The organism is Aminobacterium sp. UBA4908, assembly GCF_002398115.1.
In the GTDB taxonomy this organism is placed as follows: Bacteria; Synergistota; Synergistia; order Synergistales; family Aminobacteriaceae; genus Aminobacterium; species Aminobacterium mobile.
Genome location: NZ_DHCG01000001.1, coordinates 43,206 through 65,446, shown reverse-complemented (window position 1 = coordinate 65,446; position 22,241 = coordinate 43,206). Strand labels below are relative to the sequence as shown.

The following is a 22,241-nucleotide window of genomic DNA, read 5'->3' as shown; positions in this document are numbered from 1 at the left end:
ATGGGGGTTATAGAATGGTAACGCTTAATTCCATAGAACAATTGGCTGGAAAGTTAGCAGAGTTTATTATTAAGCTTAAAGATGAGAATGAGCAGCTGAAGAAAGAAGCATCTCTGCTTCGAAATAAGGTTTCTGAAAAAGAATTAGAGCATATTAGGGAAACGAAAGAATTTCAGCGTAACATAGAATTGCTGGAACGAGAAAAAATGGCTCTTCAAAAAGATAAAGCGCAACTGGACAGTCAGGTCAAGAGCGTTTACGATAAGCTCAACGCTCTTCTTCCAGAAGAGTTGGAATCAGGGCGTAATTCTTAGTGGAGGAGTTGGATCCTTTGTCTATCCCTTTACGGGACGTAACTCTCAAAATAGGGAAACGGCAATATAATCTAAAGACAGCGCTTGATGAAGAAACGTATCGTCGGGTTCTCTCCTTGCTGAATGAAGCTGCCAATACTATAGGAACGGAGGTTGCCCAGGAGCATCTTTTGCTTCTGGTCAGCCTTCATCTTGCTTATTGTCTCGACTGCGTGGGAGTGTCTTTGCAGGAAGTTCTTCGAGAGGCTGAAGGAGACTCGGTTTCGTCATGAGCTTTGCTTTAGGTGTAGACGTCGCTGTTGCCATATTAATAGTGTTCTTTTGTCTTCGCGGGCTGTTTCGAGGTCTTTCAGGAGAGTTTTTTTCTCTTCTCGGGACAGTAGGCGGAGTTGTTTTGGCTTGGCGTTTTGCCCCAAGTGTAGCTACGTGGTATCTGACTAAATGGCCTGGAAATCATTCTATAGTAATGATTCTTGCCATGGTGTTGTTTTTTCTTGTAGCAGTAGTGGCTAGTACTGTCCTTTGCCGTATTGTTCAGGCTTTCCTCCGCTGGACGGCCCTTTCTTTTGTGGATCGTATATTAGGCTCTATTGCCGGAGCTTTAAAAGCCATAGTTTTGGTCATGTTTCTCTATGCTATCCTTCTAGCTTTGTCCCCGTTCTTTTCTCTCCAATGGATGGAAAAAAGTATTTCTATGCGAGTTGCTTCTTCTGCTTGGCCGTATATCTATTCATTTTTTGAAGGAAGGAGCAACATGGAATATCATATGCAATATATTACAGGAGGGGAAAAACTCCCACATGAAAGTTCATAAGGACGTATGGCGCCTTCTCGAAATGGATAAGGTCCTTTCAATTTTTGCCTCAAATGTACGAAGTAATTTAGGACTCCAGACTCTAGCTCATTTGGCTCCTAGCGAGAATCTTGAAAATCTTTACCAACGACAAGAGCTCTTACGAGCGTATAGAGATTATGTAGACCGTAGCGGGGATTTCCCTTGGACACAAAATGTAGATAGCGTTGAAGATCTTCTCTTATCGGCACGAAAAACGGGGCTTCTTTTGGGGAGAGAGCTTCTTTCCGTTCGTACTCTTTTGCTTCTTGCAGAAAAAATAAAGGCAGCTCTTAGTTCTATTAAAGAAGAAGTTCCACCGTTTGGGGTGCTTTTGCGTAAAATTCGTGACTTTTCGCAGGAAATGAAGGCTCTTTCTGTTTTAGATGAGGATGGTAACCTTTTTGATTCAGCCTCACCGGATCTGTCTAGAATTAGGAAGAGTGAAGATTCTGTGCGGCAAACTATCCGCGCCCGCGCTCAGTCGATATTTTCAAATCCTCGGTTTAATTCTATGTTGCAGGAAAAGATTTTATCCTATCGTCAAAACCGCTTTACGGTTCTTGTTCGACAGGAGTTTGCTTCCCGATTCCCTGGAACTATTGTTGATCGTTCAGGATCAGGTAATTCAGTGTACATGGAACCTCGAAGTATGGCGGATCTGAACAGCCGCCTCGTTCTTCTTCTTCGAGACGAAGAAGAAGAGAAGCGAAGAATTCTTAGCGAGATCACAGCCCAGGTTCTTTCACGTGAGCGGGCTATTTTAGATGCAGAGAAGGTTCTTGGCCAAATAGATTTACTTTATGCTGTAACAACTGTTATGGACAAAAAAAAATGGAAGTTACCCTTATTGGCCGAGAAACCTCTTTTTGCTTTCCATTCATTGCTCCACCCCCTTTTAGGCGAGCATGGCGTTCCTCTTTCTATAGAATGCGGTCGGGATTTTCGCATATTAGTAGTTACTGGCCCTAATACAGGTGGGAAAACAGTGACTTTAAAGGCTGTAGGTGTTGGTACTATTCTTGCATGGTGCGGGTTGCCCATACCTGCCGAGGAAGGTTCTTTTGTGGGGAACCTCAATGCCGTATATGCTGATATTGGCGATGAACAGAGTATTGAACAAAACTTATCGACCTTTAGTTCCCATTTAAAAAATATAATCCATATTATCGAGGAAGCTGATAGTCATTCTCTTGTGTTGCTTGATGAGTTGGGGGCTGGGACCGATCCTCAGGAAGGGGCAGCTTTAGGAGTAGCATTACTTGACACAATGCGAGAAAAGAAGTGTGTAACCCTGGCGACGACTCACCACAACCCTATTAAAAGATATGCTTTAACGACGCAATATGTAGAAACGGCTAGTATGGAGTTTGATGCTGAGACTCTCGCTCCCACCTACCGCTTGTTAATGGGTATTCCCGGTCGAAGTAACGCCTTATATATTGCTGAACGGTATGGTATGCCTGTCGATGTCCTCGCGAAAGCTCGATTGGCTCTTAAAGAACAAGAAGTTTCGGTGGAAGATATTATAACAGATCTACAAGAACGAAAAGCTCATTTGGACACCGAACAGAAACAGATAGAGAAAGCCCGACAGGAGCTTGCGGTACGACGGGAAAAATTTCAGGAAAAAGAAGCTTGTTTTGAGCGACAGAAGGAACAAATTCTTTCGCAGGCTGAACAAAAGGCTACTTCTATATTGGTCGCAGCTGAAGAAGAGTCGCGACGTATGCTTCGGGCTCTTGATGAATCGGCCAAGTCTGCTGTGCAACGAGCATTGCACCCTAAACGAGAAAAAATTAGGGAGAAGAGAAAAGAGCTGGAGAAAAGAGAGGAGAAGAGGGCGCTTTTAAAGATGAAAAGTGAAGGGTTTCATCCCGAAGTTGGGGATACAGTAAAAATATCAGGAACAGATATTACTGGTACAATTGTTACTCTAAAAGGGAAAAAAGCTGAGGTTTTGGCAGGGGCCATTCGCATGGAAGTTCCTATAAGCACTTTAACTCGTGCCTCTAAACCAGCGAGGGAAGCCATGTTGCCTCCTTCCCCGAAGATAGTAAGGCCGGAAGGAGTACCAAACTCCCTTATGGTTCGTGGCATGACTGTAGATGAAGCAATGCCCCTCGTGGAAAGGTATTTGGACCAGGCCATGAGAGCGGGGTACGGGAGCGTGGAAATTATCCATGGCCGAGGAGAAGGAATTTTACGTCGGGAAGTACATACCCTTTGTGCCCATCTTAGTTATGTAGAAAATTATCGACTGGGGGGACCTGGCGAAGGCGGGTATGGGGTAACCATTATCACCTTTAAAAAATAGATACGTATTTGCATATAATAAAGAACGATCTGATACGTGGAAGTTGCGCGATTACCTGGTACGTGGTAATATTCTCGGCGTTCATTATGTGCCTGTAGCTCAGCGGATAGAGTATTGGCCTCCGGAGCCAAGGGTCTGGGGTTCGAATCCCCACAGGCACGCCATTGTAAATATAGAGCCGGGTTGTCGAGAAGGCAACTCGGCTCTTTTTATTGTATGTTATTGAAAGGATCTGATGATTTGAACGTCTTAACTTTTTCTGCTGCATTGCTGGTCTTTTCTGTTTTAGGTCTTGGGATTGCAGTTTCTAAAAAAGTAGGGAATGTTTCAGATTATACAGTGGCTGGGAAAAAAGCGGGTGTTTCAGGAGTTGTAGGGGTGATTATGGGGGCCTTAATGGGAGGAGCTTCTACTGTAGGTACAGTTCAAATGGCCTACAAATATGGTCTTTCTGCTTGGTGGTTTACACTTGGAGGCGGTGTAGGATGTATTATCCTTGGTCTAGGCTTCGCTTCCCGCCTGCGTGAGGCAAATGTAACGACAATCCCAGGTTTTTTGAAGAAAAACTACGGAATGTCTGTAAGCATTGTTTCCATGATTGCATCTTCCTTAGGCACTTATATTGCTATTGTTGCCCAGTTTCTTTCTGGAGTCGCCTTGCTGCAGAGTATCCTCCCTTTATCGCCATTTGTTTCATCGATGATAGTGGTATTTTTTGTTTTAGGCTTTCTCTATCTCGGGGGATTAAAGAGCTATAGCCTTATTGGCAAGGTGAAGATCATAATGCTTTTTCTTACTTTGGGATCGTCAGCAGCTTTGATTTTTATTCAAGGTGCTACGCCTCTTTGCCTGATAAAGAGCATGCCTTCGTCTCCCTTTTTCAATTTTTTCGGCGCAGGGATTTCGAAGGGGATTGGTGCCTTTTTTTCCATGATTGTCGGTGTTTTTTGCACGCAAATTTATCTCCAGGGAATTTTTGCTGCATCTGATCCTCAAGTAGCTCGTAGAGGGGCATTGCTTGCCGGCGTATTAATTCCACCTTTAGGTTTGATGGGGGTTTACATTGGCCTCTATATGCGAAGTATTGGAGGTAGTATAGACCCAGCTCACGCGTTGCCCATCTTTATTCGTCTTCATTTCCCACCTGTTGTTGGAGGCGTTTTTTTAGCTGGGATTTTTATTACAGTTGTCGGAGCTGCAGCAGGTCTCTCTTTTGGCGTCGCCACTAATTTAGTACAAGATTTCCTTAACAATATATCGTATATTTCACAAAGGATGAAGGGAGCGAAGGGACTCCTTTTAAGTCGTGCAACAGTTGCTGTTATTGTCGTTAGTGCAGCCTGTCTGGGAATTGTTTTTAGAGGCGACCTCATTTTAAATTGGAGCTATTTGAGCATGAGTTTACGGGGAGTAGGTACTTTTTTGCCTCTCATTGTGGCTCTCCTTTACCCTGGAGCGTTGTCTCCTTTCTGGGCTTTTCTATCTGCCATTGCGGGGTTAGGTGCTGCCCTTATGACCCCTCTTTTTTCCCATTCAGTAGAGCCGCTTTTTGTAGGACTTTTACTTTCAGGAATACTGACATTTGTAGGGCTATTTGTCGGGAGGTGAACTTTTTGAAACAGCACGTTTTCTTAAAGAAAATTGTAAGCTATGCTAAAAAGGAAGCAAAAGTTGTAATAGAGCCAAATCCTTTTCATATAGCGGGTGGGGGACAGCCTGGAGATACTGGACATCTTTATGGTGAAAATAATTTTGAAGCCACTGTCCTTGATTGTGTAAAAGATGGGAAAGAAATGATACTGCTTATTAAAGTCCGGCATGGCGAGCTGAAAGAGGGTGTCCCTGTAGACGTGGAGGTAGATATGGAGCGTCAGTGGCTTTTTTCTCGCATGCACTCTGGGGAGCACGTGCTTTCCCGGGCTTTGGAACGGGCATGGCCTGATTTGCATATTTACAAAGTGGCTATTGGGGCGGAGTTCTCAACAGTGTATCTTCGCTACCCCGGTGAACTTTCTTGGGAGATGCTTTTCCGAGCGGAGGACGAGGCAAACCTTGTCATCAAACAGAATCTCCCTGTAAATATTTCTTTCCTATCCCCTCAAGAGGCCATGAATATGAAAGAATTAAAGGCAAATTGGGAAAGAATCTCAGATGAGGAAACTATCAGAATTGTGACAATTCCAGATTTTGACACGATTGCATGTTCTGGCACTCACGTTACAAAAACATCTGAAATAGGGGGAGTTGTGATAGAGGGGTTCAGAGGTCACTCTCCTGAATGGGAATTTCGATTTTCTGTTCATGTAGAGGATGTTTTAAAAAGAGAAAGCCGAGCTGCGAGAATGTTGTTACGAGAAATTGGCTGTCCTTTAGATAAATTACAGGACGTATATAGACATCTGCAAGAGGAGAATAAAGCCTTTGTTAAGAAGATGGACAGACTAAGAGATTTTGTGGCTTTCCCATGGAAGGAAGAGAGGGTAGGAGGAGTGTCACTTTTTTGGTATGACGTATCTGGAATTCCAGAAGAGGTTGCTTCTTCAGCAGTAAGTCGCCTGTTAAAAGAACGGCCCGATATCACGTGTTTATTTCTCCTTTATGACCACGGGAAAGGGGGCAGCCAGTTTTTCTTAGGGGCAGGTGAAAAAGTAGAGGTAGATTTCCGCCTTTTCCTGCGGGATACCTCTGAATTAAAGGTACGGGGTGGAGGCCAAAAGAGTTGGGTCCGTGGCTACACTCTTTGCGAAGATCCATCTGTCTGGGTAGGTAAAATTATTGATTATATGATGTCACTTTAAATACATATAAAAAGAGAAGAAATGGAGACTGTCCTTCAACGAGACAGTCTCCATTTCTTTTATATTGGAGCTATTTTTAGTTAAAAGGTGGGCAGTTTCATCCCTACTTCTTTGTAATACTTTGCTGCGCCAGGATGTAGAGGGACAGAAACGCCATCAAGAGCAGTGTCCAGGGTGATCAACTGAGCTTTTGCGTGTACGGGACGTAACTCGTCAATATTATCCCAGAGAGCTTTAGTAACGCGGTAGATTAATTCCTCAGGAAGGTCTGCATCACAGACTAAAAGGGCCATAACAGCTGGAGTTTTAATATCTCTGTCTATTCCCTGGTAGGTACCAGCTGGAATAACACTTTTCACAAAGTACGGGAATTCCTTAACGAGTTTATCTGTAAAATTATCATTGAATTCTACAAGGTCTACATCATGTGTGGTAGCCAAATCCATTATTGAGGTTGTGGGATAACCGGCAACGACAAAACCTACGTCAAGCTGTCCATCTTTAAATCGTTGAGTTGTAATGTTGAAATCTAGAAAATCAGTTTGCATGTCGCTATATTTTATATCAGCTACATTCAGGATAGCAGAAACGTCGCCCTGTACACCAGAGCCAGGGGCGCCAACAGAAACTCTTTTCCCTTTCAGGTCCATAATATCTTTTACTCCGCTGCCTTTCAGGGTAATGCAGTGTACATGTTCGGGATAGAGAGAGGCCACGACTCGAATATTGTCATATGCACCTTTTTTGAAAGGGCCCATTCCCTTTGCAGCCCAATAAGCGATATCGTTTTGAGCGAAGACCATCTCAATTTGATGAGTGCCAAGAAGGTTAATATTAGCCACAGATGCGTTTCCTGTTTCGGATGTTACCTGAACATCACCAAGATGCCGAGTGAGAATATCCGCTATGCCACCGCCTAAAGGATAATAAGTACCGCCTGTTCCACCAGTAGCGATGGAAACAAAGGTCTTCGCTGAAGCGGCGCCAGCGAAGGCTGTCAACAAAAGACAAAATACAGTTACCAATATTAGTGTTCTTCTTGTCATTTTACACATTCCCCCTCAAAGAGTTTTTTCGGCTCCTTCCGCTTTGAATCTGATAAGGATAAACGCTTTAAAGAAAGTTTTGAATAACACCTCCTTTTACATTTTTCCTTACAAGTATACGGCTCTTCTGAAAGAGTATCAAGAATTGACTGCTTTTTATATCTAAAACTGAATTAATTCTTGCCAAACATAGATTTAGACGAAGAGCGTACCAAATATGCTATAGTAATAAAAGTACCTGAGAGGGGAGATGTTGGGGATGTTGTGGAAAAAGATATTTAATAATCAGGAAGAATTAATGACAGGAGAGGGAGGGGTTGCGGGGGGAAATATGGTAGGGGGGGATGTTACGGAAATGGATATTTGTACTCCTGTTGAGAATATCGATTTGGAATTGAATATTCACGTACATCTGAACGATGAGAATCAGGTTGGCCGTGCGGCTTTATTACTAGCTTCTACTACTACTCCGGAATCAGAAAACAGTCTCAAGAAAGAGCTGGCACAATATGGTTGGCGATCTGTTGCTACAGAAGTGGGGGGATTGGCAGGGGATTTGCCACAAAAAGTTACAAGGGCTTTAGTCGGAGCGTCATTAAATGCAGGGGTGGTTGAAAAATCCAGAAACGAAATGCATGCTCTTATGCACGCAGCAGTGGAAGCTCTGGAGGGCTTTATTACTGTAGGGATGCTTGAAGCCAGTGTGGGAGCGAAGATCGCGATAGTTCGTAACGATCGATGGATTGCTGTTGCAGTTATGGGAGATACTGCTTATCATGCAGTGGCTCATCATGAACGATGTGGGCTTGGAGTGATGCATATTTAAATCTCTGCTTGCATGTCTTTATTTCCTATGGTAAAGTTCGTATTTGTTCATGTAGAGAAATGTTTTTGGAGGTGCAACATAGATGAAAAAAGATATTCACCCTGAATATAAGGAATGTAAGGTTACCTGCGCTTGTGGAAATACCTTTGAAACTAGATCTACAGCTTCTGAAATCAGAGTTGGGGTATGTTCTGAGTGTCATCCTTTTTACACAGGTAAAAGAGGAAGCCGTGTTGCTTCCGAAGCTGGTCGTCTTGAGAGGTTCCGCAGGAAGTACGAAGGAATTAATTACGGTCAGCGAGAAGAAGGAAACGAGGAGTAGTAAGGGGGAGCACTGCTCCCCTTTTTTACATGACAGGAGTTGATGAATGTATGGCGTGTCAGGTAATTTTACTCGGGCACACTCCTGATCCTGATCGTATTGTGGCAGCAGCGGCCCGTCTCTGTTATAGCGCTGTCCCAGCCTCTTCCATAATGGAGGAGCAAAATTCAGATTCTGTAGTATCTCTTATTACACATCTTCGAAAAAGCGGACATCTCTCGCCCTTGGAGCATGCTTCTTTTACATTCTCTTTAGACGGAATAAGTCGAGTGACGAGCCATCAGCTGGTTCGCCATCGCATTGCTAGTTACAGCCAAAGAAGCCAGCGTTATGTCTCTATGGTTGAACCTAATGTGGTCCTTCCACCAACTGTAGCAGCAGATAAAGAAGCGACCGATCTGTTTGTCCATCAGGTAGAAAGTGCGCATAATACCTATTTGGCACTTCTAAAGCGGGGTGTGCCGAAAGAAGATGCGCGATATATTTTACCCCATGGGTGGACTACCAGTTTGGTAATGACTATGAATGCCAGAGAGCTTTTACATTTCTTCTCTCTGCGGCTTTGCCGTCGTGCCCAGTGGGAAATCCAAGAGCTGGCAAGGAAAATGCTTATAGAGGTTCGTCAAGTATCTCCCGTTATTTTTGCTCTTGCTGGACCTTCCTGTGTTGTCAATGGGGTGTGCGGAGAAGCACGCCCATGTGGAAAACCTTTCCGTTCCGTGGAGGAACTTCTCGAGGAGGAATAAACAGTTGCATTCTGAAAAGGATTCCCGCCCGTCTCTTTCCGGGAAAGATTCTCGAATGCCAGTAGGGGGACAGGCGGTTATAGAGGGAGTCCTCATGCGTGGCCCCAAAATGTGGGGGCTTGCTGTTCGTCAGCATGATGGCTCTATTGCGAGAGAGCATTGGGACGCTGTGGCGCGATCAGCACTCTTCCCTTGGAAATTGCCTATTCTTCGAGGGCTCGTTGTTATGTTTGAGATGTTGAAGATAGGGATACGAGCTTTAAATCGATCAGCTCAAATAGCGTTAGGCGAAGATGATACTATTACCCCGTTGGAATTTGCTGGGTCGATTTTAGTAGCCCTGGCTGCAGTGATTGTTTTTTTCGTTGCCCTTCCTGTGTGGTTTGCTCATTGGACGAGCGAGGCGTGGAATTTATCTTCAGTCGTGCGCAATATTATTGAGGGGTTTGTTCGGGGGGGATTTTTTGTAGCCTATGTAGCGGCGATTGGGATGTGGGAGGACATCCGGCAAGTTTTTCGTTATCATGGGGCTGAACATAAAACTATTAATGCTTTCGAATCTGGGTTTCCCATGACGCCGGATAATGTTATGTCCTGTTCCAGAATTCACCCTCGGTGTGGCACATCTTTTCTCTTGATTGTAGTGATAGTGAGTATTATAGTTTTTTCAATAGCAGGGCATGGAAGTCTTTTCTGGAAGATTTTCATGAGAATTTTGTTGTTACCAGTAGTTGTGGGGCTTTCTTATGAGATCATTCGGGCAGCTTCTTCTGTAAAAACGTTTGGGAAGATCATCTTGTGGCCTGCTTTGTCTTTTCAGTATCTCACGACACGGGAGCCGTCTCGCGAACAGGTAGAAGTAGCGATAGCAGCGCTTGAAGAGGCTCTTGGCAGGGTGTTTGATGATTATTCCGGAGGTGAAAGAAATAATGAATTTGGAGAATAAACTTGAAGAGTTAGAGCAAGCATATGTAGAACTAGAACGCCAGATGGCAATTCCGGCGATAGCCGCTAATCTTAAAGAGATACAGCAGTTAGCCCGAAAACATGCTCATTTGGAGCCATCTGTTTTGAAGTATCGAGAGTATAAGAAGGTTCAAGAGGATATAGAAGGGGCTAAGTCACTGCTTCATTCAGGTGATGCGGAGATGGAGGACTTGGCTAAAGAAGAAATAAAAGAGAAAGAAGCTCTTCTTGAAGAAATACAGAAAGAGCTTCATGTGTTGTTATTGCCTGTGGATCCTAACGATGAGAAGAGCGTTATTATGGAAATACGGGGAGGAGCAGGGGGAGAAGAAGCAGCCCTTTTTGCGGCAGATCTTTTCCGAATGTACAGCCGTTTCTGTGAGCGAGAGGGATGGAAAATAGAGGTTATCCAATCGAATGAAACGGGTATTGGTGGCCTTAAAGAAATTATATTTAGAATAGATGGACATGGCGCTTATAGTAAATTGAAATTTGATAGAGGCGTTCATCGAGTACAGAGAGTGCCGGTTACAGAGGCTGGGGGGCGCATTCATACTTCAACAGCTACCGTAGCCGTGTTGCCGGAAGTTGAGGCTGTAGATGTAGAGATTCGCACAGAAGATTTGAAGATAGATACATATCGTTCAAGTGGAGCGGGTGGTCAGCATGTTAATATGACAGATTCAGCTGTTCGTATCACTCACCTGCCTACGGGAATTGTTGTGACATGCCAGGATGAGCGCTCTCAAATTAAAAACAGAGCTAAAGCCATGGCATATCTGCGAGCCAAATTGTATGATATGGAAGAAGAGAAACAGTCGGAAGAGCTTGCGGAAGAGCGTCGCGACCAGATTGGATCGGGAGATCGATCAGAACGGATTAGAACATATAACTTTCCGCAAAACCGTATTACAGATCATAGAATTGGTTTAACTTTATACAAGCTGGATCAGTATCTTGATGGGGATATATACGAAATGATTGATGCCCTCACAATGGCGGATCAAACGGAGAAGCTGAAAAGACTTGAAAGTGCATAAATCTTTCATAGGTTGCTCTCTTGAACAAACAAAAGAGAGTATTGTTGCGATTTTACAAGAAGCAGGCTTCCCCAATCCGCTTAACGAGGCAGAATGGATTCTTTGTTCTTTGAAAAAAATAACCAGAGGAGAGCTTCTTGCCTGTGAACGGGAGATATTTATTTCAGAAGAAGAGGGGTTCCTATTAGAATCTATGGTGGATAGGAGACTCCAACATGAGCCATTGCAGTATATAATGGGATATGAGGGGTTTTGGGGGCGGGATTTTTTAGTAGGTGCGGGATGTCTTATTCCACGGCCAGAAACAGAGCTTCTTGTGGAAGAAGCTTTGAGTCTTTTTTCTGGAGGTTGCTTTTTAGATTGGGGGACAGGGAGTGGCTGTATTGCCGCTACTATCCTTCTGGAACGCCCCGATTCTCGGGGGATAGCTGCAGATGTAAGCCCGCAAGCCCTCTTTTGGGCTTGGAGAAATTTACGTAATTATCACGTCCTTCATCGATGTCTTTTATGGCATACTCAAATACCAGAAGATATTCCTATCTCTGAAGGGAGTTTGGATATAGTTATTAGTAATCCACCTTATATCCCAACTGCCATAATAGGTAATCTTATGGAAGAAGTGTCCCGATATGAGCCGAGAAATGCTCTGGATGGTGGTATTGACGGACTTTCTTTCTATTATATGTTGTTAGCCATAGCGCCTCAATGGCTTAAACGTGGAGGATTTGTAATTGTAGAGGTAGGGGATGACCAACAAGCAGAACATTTGGCCTCTTTGTCGGTAGATCATCTCCGTTTTTCTCACTTAAAGAAGGACCATAATGGTCTCTATCGCATCGCTGTTTGGTGTCGTGTATAATGACCCAGGTGATCTATGGGGATCATATATTATTTATTCCATTTCAGGATAGAGCTGAGGAGGAGATGTTGGTATGGAAAAAAGAGAGCTCGTGATCATCGGAGCTGGCCCTGCTGGTTTGACTTCCGCTATTTATGGTCGTAGGGCTGGGCTTGATGTGCTTCTTATCGAAAAAGGAGTTGCCGGTGGTCAGATTAATATCACAGCGGAAATTGAGAACTGGCCAGGAGTTGTTCATGCTTCCGGGCAGGAGCTTGGAAATATGTTCCGTGAACATGCTGAGAAATTTAACACAGAGTTCCGAGATGCCGAAGTTCAGAAGATCGAGGTTCGCGATGGAGCTAAAGTGGTAGTAACAGATAAAGGAGAAATAGAAGCCGAGGCGGTTATTTTTGCTACAGGTGCTTATTTCCGTCGGCTGGGCTGTGAGGGGGAGGCAGAGCGCATTGGGGCTGGTGTCAGCTATTGTGCCGTTTGCGACGGAGCCTTCTTTGAAGATCAGGTTATAGCTGTTGTAGGTGGTGGAAATACGGCGGTAGAGGAAGCAAATTATCTTACCACTTTTGCGTCTAAGGTTTACATTATCCATCGCCGTGACGAGTTCAGAGCGGATAGAGCTGCTATTGCCAGAACCTTGGCTAATCCTAAAATAGAGCCTATTTGGAACAGTGTTGTTGAAAAAATCGAAGGCGATGGCATGGTTGAAAATCTAGTGCTGAAGAACGTGAAGACAGGTAAAATTTCTGATCTTCCCGTAGCAGGGGTTTTCGTTTTTGTAGGCCAGGCTCCTCACGATGAGTGTATTCGTGGACTCGTAGAGGCCAAAAAAGGCGGTTGGATTGTAACCAACGACAACATGGAGACTTCTGTAGAGGGTATCTTTGCTGCCGGAGACGTTCGAGATAAGGGGCTCCGACAGGTAGTTACTGCTGCTGCTGATGGTGCTGTTGCGGCCATGACTGCATCTGCATATATTAATGAGCAGGTTCACCTTCGATCTACTCTTTTGGACCCTGAAAGAGTGGTGGCTTTCTTCTATTCGAGCATTGATGAAGCACAGGTCCGGCTCTCCAATGAAGTGGAAGAAATGAGTAAAAAGACAGGGAAAAAGGTTGCCCTGATAGACGGATACCGCAATGCCAGAATGGTAGGGAAACTAGCATTGGAGAAGATGCCCGTAGTCGTAGAACTGAAAAAAGGAGTCGTTGCTTCTAAGAAGGTTGTTTCTTCCGTTTCTGAAATCTCTGAACTCCTGAAATAGCCTCTTGTCCTTAGTAAAGGGAAGGTGGGTCTATCTGCCTTCCCTTTTATCTCATGGGGGGAGAAAAGAATGATAGTTACGGTTACGCTGAATCCCGCTGTAGATGAGGAGTTTGTCGTTTCGGAGTTTCGACCTGGCGGATGGTTCCGTTCCCGAAATGCTATTAGAACCCCCGGCGGCAAGGGGATTAACGTTTCCATGATGTTGGGACAACTTGGATACGAGTCAGCCGCTATGGGATTCCTTGCTGGTTTTAATGGTGCTTATATACGAGATGCATTGCGACGAGAGAGGCTCACTACGAATTTTGTGCACGTCAAGGGTGAGACTCGTACAAATGTTTATATTATTGATGAAACGGGACATGTAGAAACAGGCTTATCCGAACCCGGTCCTTATATTCCTGAAGAAGCTTATGATCGTTTCCTTCGAAATTTCGAGAGGATGCTTCAACGGACTCGACTCCTCGTTTTAGGGGGATCCTTACCTCCTGGTATTCCTCAAGACGTTTATGGGGTTCTCATCCGCATGGCGAAAGAGTTTAATATCCCAACCATAGTAGATGCCGCTGGTCCTTCCCTACAGTCAGCCCTTGAGGCTGGACCTACAATAGCAAAAATTGATCATCGTTTTATGTCAAGAATGTCGGGAATATCCCTTACCTCTCTAGACAATATAATAGAGGTTGTTTCGAAACTTCATGACCAAGGGGTGGAATGGGCAGTTACATCGTATCATGTCTATGGAGACGTGTTTTTTACACCTCAGGGTATATATTTAGCAGTGTCCGATCGTCGTTCTATTCTCTCTCTCTTTGCGACAGCTGATGCTCTTATAACAGGTCTTATAGTTGGAGGGGAAGAAAGGATGGCTGTAGAGGATCGCATTCGATTCGCCATGGCATGTGCGTGGGAAGATGCTATGCATGTAGAAAAAGGTTTTACAAGTCGAGAGGCTATTGAGGCATTGATGCCACGCGTTCAACTAGAGCGTCTTGAATAGGGAGGCAAATGCTATGCGAATCGGGGAACTTATGGATAGAGATCTTACCTCTGTAACTGAAAATACTACATTGCGAGAGGCCATTGAAATTCTGTCTCAACACAATCTCACAGGTTTGCCAGTTGTTGACGAGACAGGAATTCTGGTTGGATTTATTAGTGAGAAAGATATTATTAAAGCTTCTTTGCCAGGGTATTGTGATTATTTGTCAGGAGCAGCTTTTATTCCGGATTTTAACCAATTGAGCGAAAAACTCCGTCAAAAAGGGAACGAATTTGTAGGGAAATATATGACTCGAAAGGTCATCGCTTTTTCTGAAGATGATTCAGATCTTCATGTCGCCCTTTCTCTTATACAAAAAGGACTTAAAATGGCTCCAGTAGTGAGGAAGGATGGGTCTCTCTTAGGTTTTGTAAGTAGGGCTCATCTCATAGAATATATCATGAGAGAAGAACCTCAAGAATAAATCAAGAGTAAAAAGGATAAACCCTTTCCTCCAAACAGCCGACAAATATAAAATGAGGGGAGGAGTTTATAATGGTCATGAATAACAGCCGAAACGCTCAGATTAATCAATATCTAGTAACGCAAATTCAAACTGCCTCTAAAGAGCAGCTTCTCCTTATTACATATGATATTGGGATCAAAAACTGTAGAGCGGCAGAGTTAGCGTTGAGCAAAGGGGAACTAGAGGAAGCAAATTCTTGTGTTCTCAGGGCTCAAGAGGTTGTGAGGGAGCTTACTATAACGTTAGATGTAGATAAAGGCGGAGAAATAGCGGAGAATTTGCTGTCTTTATATGACTTTATGTATCGTCAATTAATAGAGGGTAATATGAAAAAAGCCCCCGATATTATCTCCCTCGTTCGGGGAATGTTAGAAGAGCTGCGAGATACATGGGAGCAGGCGATTGAGAAGATAGTGACTGAACGCAGTGAAGCAGCTTCTGTTGAAAACAAGCCCAGTCCAGGGCTTACAGCTGGGGGGTTTAATGTTGCCGGATAATCTCGAATCCAGACTTGTCGAGTTGCTGTCGTCAGAAATCTCCCTTTATCGTCAACTAGAAGAATATGTTGATGAAGAGTTGGATTGTGTTCAAAAAGGAGATATGGCGAAGCTTCTGGAGATTCTTCAGCAGAAACAAGGTGTGATTTCTAAGCAACAACTTCTTCAGGAACAATGGGAGCAGGTTGCGTTAGGGTTAGGCGTGACGGAAGGGCGTGAAGGGCCTGTTTTTTGGTCTGCTGTAGAGCACCATATGGAGTCGCAAGGCTTCCTTTCTCTTTCACATCTCATCGTTCAAATTCGAGAGCTAGTAACTTCTGTCTTAGCAAAAGAAGAGCATGTGCAAGCGCTATTGGAGGAACACATTTCAGAATTGCGAAAGGAAATGGGGCGCCTGAACAAGGGGAAAGCAGCTTTTCATGGCTACATGAAATCTGGCGGAGCTTTGTGAGGAAAGGCAATGTATGAAAAATAGGATTGGAATTCTTAGTGCGGCTCTGTTTTTAATCTTTTCTCTCTCTGTAAGAACGTTTGCAGCGGAAAATATGGAGAAAGAGATTAAATTGGGGCAGAAGGTAGCAGTTGAAGTGGAGAAGCGTTGGGAAAGGATTTCAGATCCTGCTAAAACTGCTCGTTTGTCCATGATTTTAGAAAAGCTTAAATTTCATATGACCCGTTCTCTTCCCTATGATGTTCGCATTATCCAGGAAAATTCGGTGAATGCCTTTAGTCTCCCTGGCGGAACTATTTATATGACTACCGGTATTCTTGATTTTTTACATAGCGATGCCGAAATTGCAGCTATTCTTGCCCATGAAATGATACATGCGGACCGTAGCCATGTTATGGTGCAAATGGCTCGTTCTCAACGTATCTCTGTTATTGCTCTTGCCCTTATTATTGCCACTGGCGGTCAAGCCGCACCTTCTCTTTTAGCGAGCATGGTCCAGATAGCTATAACAAACTCTTATAGCCGAGATTTAGAGCGCGAAGCAGATGTAGAAGGATTGCAAGCTCTCGTAAAGGCAGGATATCCGTCAGCAGCCATGTTAACAGTTATGGAAGGATTGGCGGAAGAGCAATTACGCCATCCATATGTAGATCCAGGGATTTTTATGGATCACCCTTACGTTGAAGAACGAGTTGCATATCTTACGCAGGAAATTCGAAAGAATGGTTGGCCTCTTGAACGTAAGAAGGCTCTTCATAAGCTTGTCGTCACTACTCAGGAGCAACGTGGAAGGATGGCGTTGCTTGTCGATGAATTCCAAGTATGGAGTGGCCCAGCTTGCCCGGAAGTAAAAGATTTTTTCCTGGAAGCAAAGCAAAAACTTGATATATCGTTTCAAATGGAATTGCCACCTTATGAATTGCAAGTTATTGAGTTGCCAGAGACGCATAACAAGGGATTGCGAATTGGGAATATGATCATTGCGTCTGAACCGTTACCAGAGGGAGTAGAATCTTTGGAGCTTTTTCGTTCTAATTTAGTTGAAATTCTATTAAAAGCAAAAAACGCTCACCCTATCGCAGATTACCTGCATTAAATTTTTGCGATTCTGTTGTTTTTCCCCCGAATCCTTTAGGTGATAGAATAACATAGATAGTTTTATATCCTCGAAAGGGGAGCTTTATATGTCCGTGTCACTTTATCGTCGTTACAGGCCGACACAATTTAATCAGATAGTTGGTCAGGTAGCTGCTGTTCATGTTATAACTCGAGCATTAGAGGAAAGGGTTGTAAGTCATGCATACCTTTTCTCGGGACCAAGAGGATGTGGTAAAACCACTTTAGCGCGTCTTCTTGCCAAATCCCTTAATTGTACTTCGCGAGGAGAAGGAGCAGAACCTTGCAATAGCTGCTCCAGTTGTGAGGCTATAAATAGAGGCGAAAGCTTAGATGTGATAGAAATTGATGGCGCCTCTAATAATAGCGTAGATGAAATCCGAGAGCTTAAAACTCATGTTTCCTTGTCCCCTTTTGCATCTTCTTACAAAGTGTATATCATTGACGAAGTTCATATGCTCTCTCTCTCGGCTTTTAATGCGTTGTTGAAAACGTTAGAGGAGCCCCCTTCCCATGTGGTTTTTATTCTAGCTACAACTGAGCCTTACAAAGTCCCTATTACTATTCGTTCTCGATGTCAGCATATTCCTTTTAGAAAAATTGCCATAGGGGATATTGAGAAGCATCTTAAAGAAGTTGCGGTTAAAGAAGGTCGTCTAGCAGAGGAAGAAGCTCTTTGGGAAATAGCACGACAATCTGATGGGGCCTTGCGAGATGCGCTTTCTCTACTTGAACAAGTCATGGCTTTGACAGGGGAAGAAATAACAATGGAAGCTGTAGATCATCTCCTGGGAGGAGGAAGTCGCCCTGAATTAGAGAGGTGGATTTCTCGTCTTCATGACGGTGGCCCTGATGTCTTGGCGGATCTACAAAATATGTTCAGGAGAGGGGCTTCTCCATTTAAAGTGGTGGAAGATCTTTTCGTTGTTTTTCGAGATTTATGGATTACTGCAATGTGGGGAAAAGGAGCTTTAAAAATAATAGAGGGAGCTTCTGCTGAAACAGAGTTTCTCCAAAAAGAAGCTCGTTGTTGGAGCCCGGAAGAGCTGCTGTCTCTCATGGATTTTTGTGTGGGGGTTCTTCCGCAAGTACGGATGGGGATGCGGACCGATGTGTTGTCTGGGCTTTTCTTGAATAAGTTAATGTCTCTAGGCACTATCTCCCATAATACAACTATGGTGTCGGAAGAGAAAAAAACAACAAAAAACGACATTTTAAAGGGATTAAACGAGGAAGCTCCTCTCCCTTCAGCTTCTTTTACAATGTCAGTAGCTCCCAATATTCCAGCAAAAGAGGAAGCATTAGTTGTTTCTCTTGTAGAAGAAACCTCTGTAGCAAAGGTTTCGCCAGAAGTTCCGTGCGATTGCGAGTTGGAAAATAAATGGGAAGAAGTACTGACAAGACTCTTAGATAGCGAGATCCACCTTCATAGTGCATTGATACCTGCATCTGTTGCTTTTATGAATGAGGAGATACATATCTCTTTGCCGGAACAGTGCACTTATCTTTTTGAGTTGCTCACAATAGAGAGAAATTCTTTCCTATTGCAACGATTGATAGATGAAATCTTCAATGGGCATTTGTCTTTATCTTTTATATGTGGGGAAAAAATTATAAAACGTGAAGGGACAAACGAAGAAAAAATCGATAATGTACCAATAGGTCCTTTTTTTGATGGAAGAGAGTCCATTCCCCAACTCCCTTTTGACGATGTTCCAATGCCTCCTTCGCCTTCTCAGGAACTACCTGAGCAGGATGACGATCCGTTAGAGGAACAAACAGTTTTTTCGGGATTAGTGGAGGCGGTTCTTCGATTAGGAGGAGGAGAGGTTCTTTGGGTAAGGAAGGAAGAAGCAGATGAGTTGGATGGAGGATTGACAGAGGAATGACACGCCCCTTTGTACATTTACATGTTCATAGCGAGTATAGCCTTCTTGACGGTGCCATTCGTTGCGGAGAACTAGCAGAAAAGGTTGCTTCCTGGGGCATGCCAGCAGTAGCTCTCACTGACCATGGAACGATGTATGGTGCCGTTGAATTTTATGATAAGTGTTTAGCTGCTGGAATAAAACCTATTATTGGCTGCGAAGTGTACGTAGATCCTGATGGACATACGTCCAGAGAGAGGAAGGGCAAGAATTTCCACCTCCTCCTCTTGGCAGAAAACCAGCAGGGGTACGATAATTTAGTTAAATTGGTTTCCATCGCCAATACAGATGGATTTTACTACAAGCCAAGAATCGACCACGATCTTCTCTCCCGTTACAGTAGCGGAATTATAGCGTCTTCGGCTTGTATTGCAGGTGAAATTCCTCAACTGATCTTGGAAGGGAAAGAAAAAGAAGCGCTAAGTCGAGCAGAAATGTATCGAGATATTATGGGAGCTGACAATTTCTTTCTTGAGATTATGTATAACCGAATTCCTGAGCAGGCCGTCATAAATAGAGCTTTAGTAGAGATGGCGCGGAAAAATGGCTTTAATTTAGTGGCTACTAATGATGCTCACTATTTAAATGAGGAAGATTATGATTGGCATGAGATTCTCTTATGTGTTCAGACGAACGCAACTATAAACGATCAAGATCGGATGAGTTTCTCCACTAATGATTTCTATCTTCGCTCGCCAGAAGAGATGGATAGGCTGCTCGGTGGAGATCTTCCTGACGCACTGGATAACACGGTAGCTATTGCAGAGCGATGTTCTGTACGTTTTGAATTAGGAACTCGAGATTACAAACTGCCAAGCTTTGACCTTCCTGAGGGTGAAACCCTTGAATCTAACTTGGAAAAAGAAGCATGGGCCGGTTTAAAAGAGCGCCTTAGCACGAACCTAGTTCCCGAAGAATATAGTGAACGACTTAAATACGAGCTTTCAATCATTAAAAAAATGGGATTTGCAGGATATTTTCTTATTGTTGCTGGAATTATAAGGGCAGCAAAGAATCTTGCCATTCCTATAGGCCCAGGCCGAGGGTCTGCTGCTGGTTCTCTTGTAGCTTATTGCTTGAGGATTACGGAATTGGATCCTTTAAAATATAACCTCCTCTTCGAACGCTTTTTAAACCCCGAACGAATCAGTATGCCCGATATTGATACTGACGTATCTGATAAAGGCCGAGAAGAATTGCTGCACTACATTGTGCAAAAATATGGAGCGGACAGAGTTTCACAGATCATTACATTTGACCGAATGAAAAGCAAGGCGGCTGTTCGAGACGTTGGAAGAGCGCTTGGCATGCCTTATGGCGATGTAGATAAAATAGCCAAACTTATACCGGAAGGCGTTAAATCCATACCAGAAGCCCTGGAACAGAGTTCAGATCTTCAAGAAGTTGTTCATAGCGATTTAGCGGTGAAGAGGTTACTTGATAGTGCCTCTAAAATAGAAGGACTTGCTCGCCACTGCTCACAACATGCCGCTGGAGTTGTTATTACGCCAATGCCTATTACTGATCTTGTCCCAGTTCGCAAAATTGGTGATGATCAGATAGTTACCCAATATCCCATGGAGCCCATAGAAAAGCTGGGGCTTGTAAAGATGGATTTTTTAGGATTGAAAACCCTGTCTGTTCTTGAGGAAGCAGTGGAAAACATCCGCCTCAATGGGAAACCAGCGCCAGATCTGAACCGTATCCCTCTCAATGATTCCGAGACATATTCCATGTTGCAAAGAGGCGACACTCTTGGGGTCTTTCAGCTTGAATCTACAGGAATGCGTCAGCTTCTTCGAAAGATGAAGCCGGACTGTTTTGAAGACCTGATAGCAGTATTGGCGCTCTATCGTCCGGGCCCGTTAGGTAGTGGCATGGTAGACCAATATGTAGAACGAAAGCATGGCCGGGCTTCTGTAGAGTATCTTCACCCAGCCTTATCTGAGGTGCTAAAAGAAACATATGGAGTTATCCTTTACCAGGAGCAGGTTATGCAGTGTGCAGCTAAGTTAGCAGGATACACTCTCGGTGAGGCCGACCTTTTAAGGCGCGCTATGGGGAAGAAAAAAGTAGAGGTTATGGAGCAGCAACGGATAAAATTTGTGGAGGGCTGTGCCCAACATGGAGTGGCCAAGAAAAAATCCGAAGAAATTTTCGATATTATTCAAGAGTTTGCCGGGTATGGTTTTAATAAATCTCATAGCGCTGCCTATGCTTTGATCAGCTACCAAACGGCGTATTTAAAATGTAACTATCGGTCTGAGTTTATGGCCGCCTACCTATCAAGCCAGATTGGTTCAAAGAAAGATGTTATGGCAAGCTACGTCCGTGAAGTTCGCAATTCGGGCATAGAAGTCCTTCCCCCAGACGTTAATTCGTCCATGGAATCATTTACCGCTGTAGGAGAAGTGGTCCGTTTTGGTCTGGGAGCTGTGGCTAAAGCGGGTCATACTGCGGTAGAGGCTATATTAAAAGCACGAGATAGCGGTAAGGCTTTTTCCTCTTTATGGGATTTTGTCTGTCGTGTGGATTTAAGAACGGTCAATAAGTCAGTTATTGAGAACCTCATTAAAGCCGGAGCTTTTGATGATCTTTCTCAGAATAGACATCAGTTGCTGGAAGCTTTGCCTGATTTCATTTCTTTGGCTCAAAGACAAAATGAAGAAAAGAATCAGTGTTCCCTTCTCAGTCTCTTTGACGATTGTGAGGATGGAGTAGAAGTCGAGCCAGAACTTCCGGATATAGAAGAATTCAGCATCTATGAACGGCTAGATATGGAAAAAGAAGTTGTGGGACTCTATATATCAGGGCATCCTTTTGCTCAATATGAACCTTTAGTTTCCCGATACTGTACGTGTCGGATCAGCGATTTGAAATATTGGAGAGGGAGGAATCAGTGTCCACAGATAGGTGGGATGATCCTCTCTGTTCAGGAAAAATATACCCGAAAGGGAGATCCTATGGGAATCTTGGAATTAGAAGATGCAGAGTCAAAGGTGGAGGTTATTTGTTTTCCTAAAACATGGGCTTCCATAAAAGGGAATATAGAGGCTGGAAATATTTGCATTATTCGTGGAACTCTTAACGAGCGGGGAGAAAACAGTGTTATAGCTCGAGATGTTGTTTCTCTTCAGGAAGCTCAGCAGAACGTGTCTCCCTATGTTCGTATTGTTCTTGAAGCATCTCTTTTCCCCATGGATGCGTTAAAAGGTTTCTTCCGGTCCCTCAAAAGTTTTCCGGGCCGCTCTCCAGTACTTCTTGAAGTCCGGAATGGGGTTGGTAGTGCTGTAATTCTTTTAGATGGAGTAAAAGTGGACGGTCCTAGTGTAAAAGAAAAGGGCTTTGCTCCCCTTCTGTCGGAAGAAGCTTATAAAGTGTGCTGTTAAAATTGGAAGAGAAGCGCTGTATT

The 22,241-nt window shown here is 43.8% G+C and carries 21 protein-coding genes and 1 tRNA gene; 21 read left to right on the top strand and 1 reads right to left on the bottom strand.

Annotation, left to right across the window (positions count from 1 at the left end):
• The first annotated feature begins 14 nt into the window (after window positions 1–14).
• The 7 genes from B4J50_RS00285 to B4J50_RS00255 all read left to right on the top strand — a co-directional run bounded on the left by B4J50_RS00285 (window position 15) and on the right by B4J50_RS00255 (window position 6,261).
• Entirely contained in the window at window positions 15–314 is a 300-nt protein-coding gene (locus tag B4J50_RS00285) for a hypothetical protein (RefSeq protein WP_024822469.1), read from the top strand.
• 17 nt (window positions 315–331) lie between these two features.
• Window positions 332–586, top strand: a complete 255-nt coding sequence (gene zapA, locus B4J50_RS00280) for a cell division protein ZapA (protein ID WP_286846320.1) — start codon at window positions 332–334, stop codon at window positions 584–586.
• On the top strand, window positions 583–1,128 hold the full coding sequence (locus B4J50_RS00275; RefSeq protein WP_024822467.1) for a CvpA family protein: 546 nt from the start codon (window positions 583–585) through the stop codon (window positions 1,126–1,128). The genes zapA and B4J50_RS00275 overlap by 4 nt, the downstream gene beginning before the upstream one ends.
• Window positions 1,115–3,463, top strand: coding sequence for an endonuclease MutS2 (locus tag B4J50_RS00270; RefSeq protein WP_286846319.1), 2,349 nt, complete (start codon window positions 1,115–1,117; stop codon window positions 3,461–3,463). Before B4J50_RS00275 ends, B4J50_RS00270 begins: the two co-directional genes overlap by 14 nt.
• Window positions 3,464–3,551: 88 nt before the next feature.
• A tRNA-Arg gene (locus tag B4J50_RS00265) sits at window positions 3,552–3,627 on the top strand.
• Between the two features lie 52 nt (window positions 3,628–3,679).
• Complete coding sequence (locus tag B4J50_RS00260) at window positions 3,680–5,071, top strand: sodium:solute symporter family protein (protein ID WP_286953864.1); 1,392 nt, start codon at window positions 3,680–3,682, stop codon at window positions 5,069–5,071.
• Between the two features lie 5 nt (window positions 5,072–5,076).
• Window positions 5,077–6,261, top strand: a complete 1,185-nt coding sequence (locus B4J50_RS00255) for an alanyl-tRNA editing protein (protein ID WP_024822464.1) — start codon at window positions 5,077–5,079, stop codon at window positions 6,259–6,261.
• A gap of 80 nt (window positions 6,262–6,341) precedes the next feature.
• Here B4J50_RS00255 and B4J50_RS00250 read toward each other — a convergent pair whose 3' ends face one another.
• The gene (locus B4J50_RS00250) at window positions 6,342–7,307 is read right to left on the bottom strand and encodes a TAXI family TRAP transporter solute-binding subunit (protein ID WP_286846317.1); all 966 of its coding nucleotides are present in this window, start codon (window positions 7,305–7,307) and stop codon (window positions 6,342–6,344) included.
• Between the two features lie 259 nt (window positions 7,308–7,566).
• Here B4J50_RS00250 and B4J50_RS00245 point away from each other — a divergent pair, with 259 nt between their 5' ends.
• The 14 genes from B4J50_RS00245 to dnaE all read left to right on the top strand — a co-directional run bounded on the left by B4J50_RS00245 (window position 7,567) and on the right by dnaE (window position 22,218).
• The gene (locus tag B4J50_RS00245) at window positions 7,567–8,133 is read left to right on the top strand and encodes a HutP family protein (protein ID WP_024822462.1); all 567 of its coding nucleotides are present in this window, start codon (window positions 7,567–7,569) and stop codon (window positions 8,131–8,133) included.
• Window positions 8,134–8,215: 82 nt separating this feature from the next.
• Complete coding sequence (gene rpmE / locus B4J50_RS00240; protein ID WP_024822461.1) at window positions 8,216–8,455, top strand: 50S ribosomal protein L31; 240 nt, start codon at window positions 8,216–8,218, stop codon at window positions 8,453–8,455.
• Window positions 8,456–8,505: 50 nt separating this feature from the next.
• Window positions 8,506–9,201, top strand: coding sequence for an FAD-dependent thymidylate synthase (gene thyX, locus B4J50_RS00235; RefSeq protein WP_286846316.1), 696 nt, complete (start codon window positions 8,506–8,508; stop codon window positions 9,199–9,201).
• Window positions 9,202–9,205: 4 nt separating this feature from the next.
• Entirely contained in the window at window positions 9,206–10,147 is a 942-nt protein-coding gene (locus B4J50_RS00230; protein ID WP_024822459.1) for a DUF1385 domain-containing protein, read from the top strand.
• The gene (prfA, locus tag B4J50_RS00225) at window positions 10,131–11,207 is read left to right on the top strand and encodes a peptide chain release factor 1 (RefSeq protein WP_024822458.1); all 1,077 of its coding nucleotides are present in this window, start codon (window positions 10,131–10,133) and stop codon (window positions 11,205–11,207) included. Before B4J50_RS00230 ends, prfA begins: the two co-directional genes overlap by 17 nt.
• A complete protein-coding gene (prmC, locus tag B4J50_RS00220) occupies window positions 11,200–12,066 on the top strand; it encodes a peptide chain release factor N(5)-glutamine methyltransferase (protein ID WP_286846389.1) in 867 nt (288 codons plus the stop codon). The genes prfA and prmC overlap by 8 nt, the downstream gene beginning before the upstream one ends.
• Before the next feature lie 73 nt (window positions 12,067–12,139).
• Window positions 12,140–13,327: a thioredoxin-disulfide reductase gene (trxB, locus tag B4J50_RS00215; protein ID WP_286846315.1), complete on the top strand. Its 1,188-nt coding sequence runs from the start codon at window positions 12,140–12,142 to the stop codon at window positions 13,325–13,327.
• A 69-nt stretch (window positions 13,328–13,396) separates the two neighbouring features.
• On the top strand, window positions 13,397–14,329 hold the full coding sequence (locus B4J50_RS00210; RefSeq protein WP_024822455.1) for a 1-phosphofructokinase family hexose kinase: 933 nt from the start codon (window positions 13,397–13,399) through the stop codon (window positions 14,327–14,329).
• 13 nt (window positions 14,330–14,342) lie between these two features.
• Window positions 14,343–14,795: an HPP family protein gene (locus tag B4J50_RS00205; protein ID WP_286846314.1), complete on the top strand. Its 453-nt coding sequence runs from the start codon at window positions 14,343–14,345 to the stop codon at window positions 14,793–14,795.
• A gap of 71 nt (window positions 14,796–14,866) precedes the next feature.
• Window positions 14,867–15,334 carry a flagellar export chaperone FliS gene (fliS, locus tag B4J50_RS00200; protein ID WP_024822453.1) on the top strand — a complete coding sequence of 156 codons (468 nt, stop codon included), beginning with the start codon at window positions 14,867–14,869 and terminating at the stop codon, window positions 15,332–15,334.
• Window positions 15,321–15,785, top strand: a complete 465-nt coding sequence (gene flgN / locus B4J50_RS00195; protein ID WP_084043916.1) for a flagellar export chaperone FlgN — start codon at window positions 15,321–15,323, stop codon at window positions 15,783–15,785. Before fliS ends, flgN begins: the two co-directional genes overlap by 14 nt.
• 13 nt (window positions 15,786–15,798) lie before the next feature.
• Window positions 15,799–16,881: a M48 family metalloprotease gene (locus B4J50_RS00190; protein WP_286846313.1), complete on the top strand. Its 1,083-nt coding sequence runs from the start codon at window positions 15,799–15,801 to the stop codon at window positions 16,879–16,881.
• Between the two features lie 88 nt (window positions 16,882–16,969).
• Window positions 16,970–18,790 (top strand): DNA polymerase III subunit gamma/tau, encoded by a 1,821-nt coding sequence (gene dnaX / locus B4J50_RS00185; RefSeq protein ID WP_286846312.1) that lies wholly within the window; start codon window positions 16,970–16,972, stop codon window positions 18,788–18,790.
• Window positions 18,787–22,218: a DNA polymerase III subunit alpha gene (gene dnaE / locus B4J50_RS00180; protein WP_286846310.1), complete on the top strand. Its 3,432-nt coding sequence runs from the start codon at window positions 18,787–18,789 to the stop codon at window positions 22,216–22,218. The genes dnaX and dnaE overlap by 4 nt, the downstream gene beginning before the upstream one ends.
• Window positions 22,219–22,241 lie beyond the last annotated feature (23 nt).

What these genes read in the sequence shown, in the direction of transcription:
- B4J50_RS00285 (WP_024822469.1), top strand. Translation starts at nt 15, where the DNA reads ATGGTAACGCTTAATTCCATAGAACAATTGGCTGGAAAGTTAGCAGAG.
- B4J50_RS00275 (WP_024822467.1), top strand. Translation starts at nt 583, where the DNA reads ATGAGCTTTGCTTTAGGTGTAGACGTCGCTGTTGCCATATTAATAGTG.
- B4J50_RS00270 (WP_286846319.1), top strand. Translation starts at nt 1,115, where the DNA reads ATGAAAGTTCATAAGGACGTATGGCGCCTTCTCGAAATGGATAAGGTC.
- B4J50_RS00260 (WP_286953864.1), top strand. Translation starts at nt 3,680, where the DNA reads ATGTTATTGAAAGGATCTGATGATTTGAACGTCTTAACTTTTTCTGCT.
- B4J50_RS00250 (WP_286846317.1), bottom strand. Translation starts at nt 7,307, where the DNA reads ATGACAAGAAGAACACTAATATTGGTAACTGTATTTTGTCTTTTGTTG.
- B4J50_RS00245 (WP_024822462.1), top strand. Translation starts at nt 7,567, where the DNA reads ATGTTGTGGAAAAAGATATTTAATAATCAGGAAGAATTAATGACAGGA.
- rpmE (WP_024822461.1), top strand. Translation starts at nt 8,216, where the DNA reads ATGAAAAAAGATATTCACCCTGAATATAAGGAATGTAAGGTTACCTGC.
- thyX (WP_286846316.1), top strand. Translation starts at nt 8,506, where the DNA reads ATGGCGTGTCAGGTAATTTTACTCGGGCACACTCCTGATCCTGATCGT.
- prfA (WP_024822458.1), top strand. Translation starts at nt 10,131, where the DNA reads ATGAATTTGGAGAATAAACTTGAAGAGTTAGAGCAAGCATATGTAGAA.
- trxB (WP_286846315.1), top strand. Translation starts at nt 12,140, where the DNA reads ATGGAAAAAAGAGAGCTCGTGATCATCGGAGCTGGCCCTGCTGGTTTG.
- B4J50_RS00210 (WP_024822455.1), top strand. Translation starts at nt 13,397, where the DNA reads ATGATAGTTACGGTTACGCTGAATCCCGCTGTAGATGAGGAGTTTGTC.
- B4J50_RS00205 (WP_286846314.1), top strand. Translation starts at nt 14,343, where the DNA reads ATGCGAATCGGGGAACTTATGGATAGAGATCTTACCTCTGTAACTGAA.
- fliS (WP_024822453.1), top strand. Translation starts at nt 14,867, where the DNA reads ATGGTCATGAATAACAGCCGAAACGCTCAGATTAATCAATATCTAGTA.
- flgN (WP_084043916.1), top strand. Translation starts at nt 15,321, where the DNA reads ATGTTGCCGGATAATCTCGAATCCAGACTTGTCGAGTTGCTGTCGTCA.
- B4J50_RS00190 (WP_286846313.1), top strand. Translation starts at nt 15,799, where the DNA reads ATGAAAAATAGGATTGGAATTCTTAGTGCGGCTCTGTTTTTAATCTTT.
- dnaX (WP_286846312.1), top strand. Translation starts at nt 16,970, where the DNA reads ATGTCCGTGTCACTTTATCGTCGTTACAGGCCGACACAATTTAATCAG.
- dnaE (WP_286846310.1), top strand. Translation starts at nt 18,787, where the DNA reads ATGACACGCCCCTTTGTACATTTACATGTTCATAGCGAGTATAGCCTT.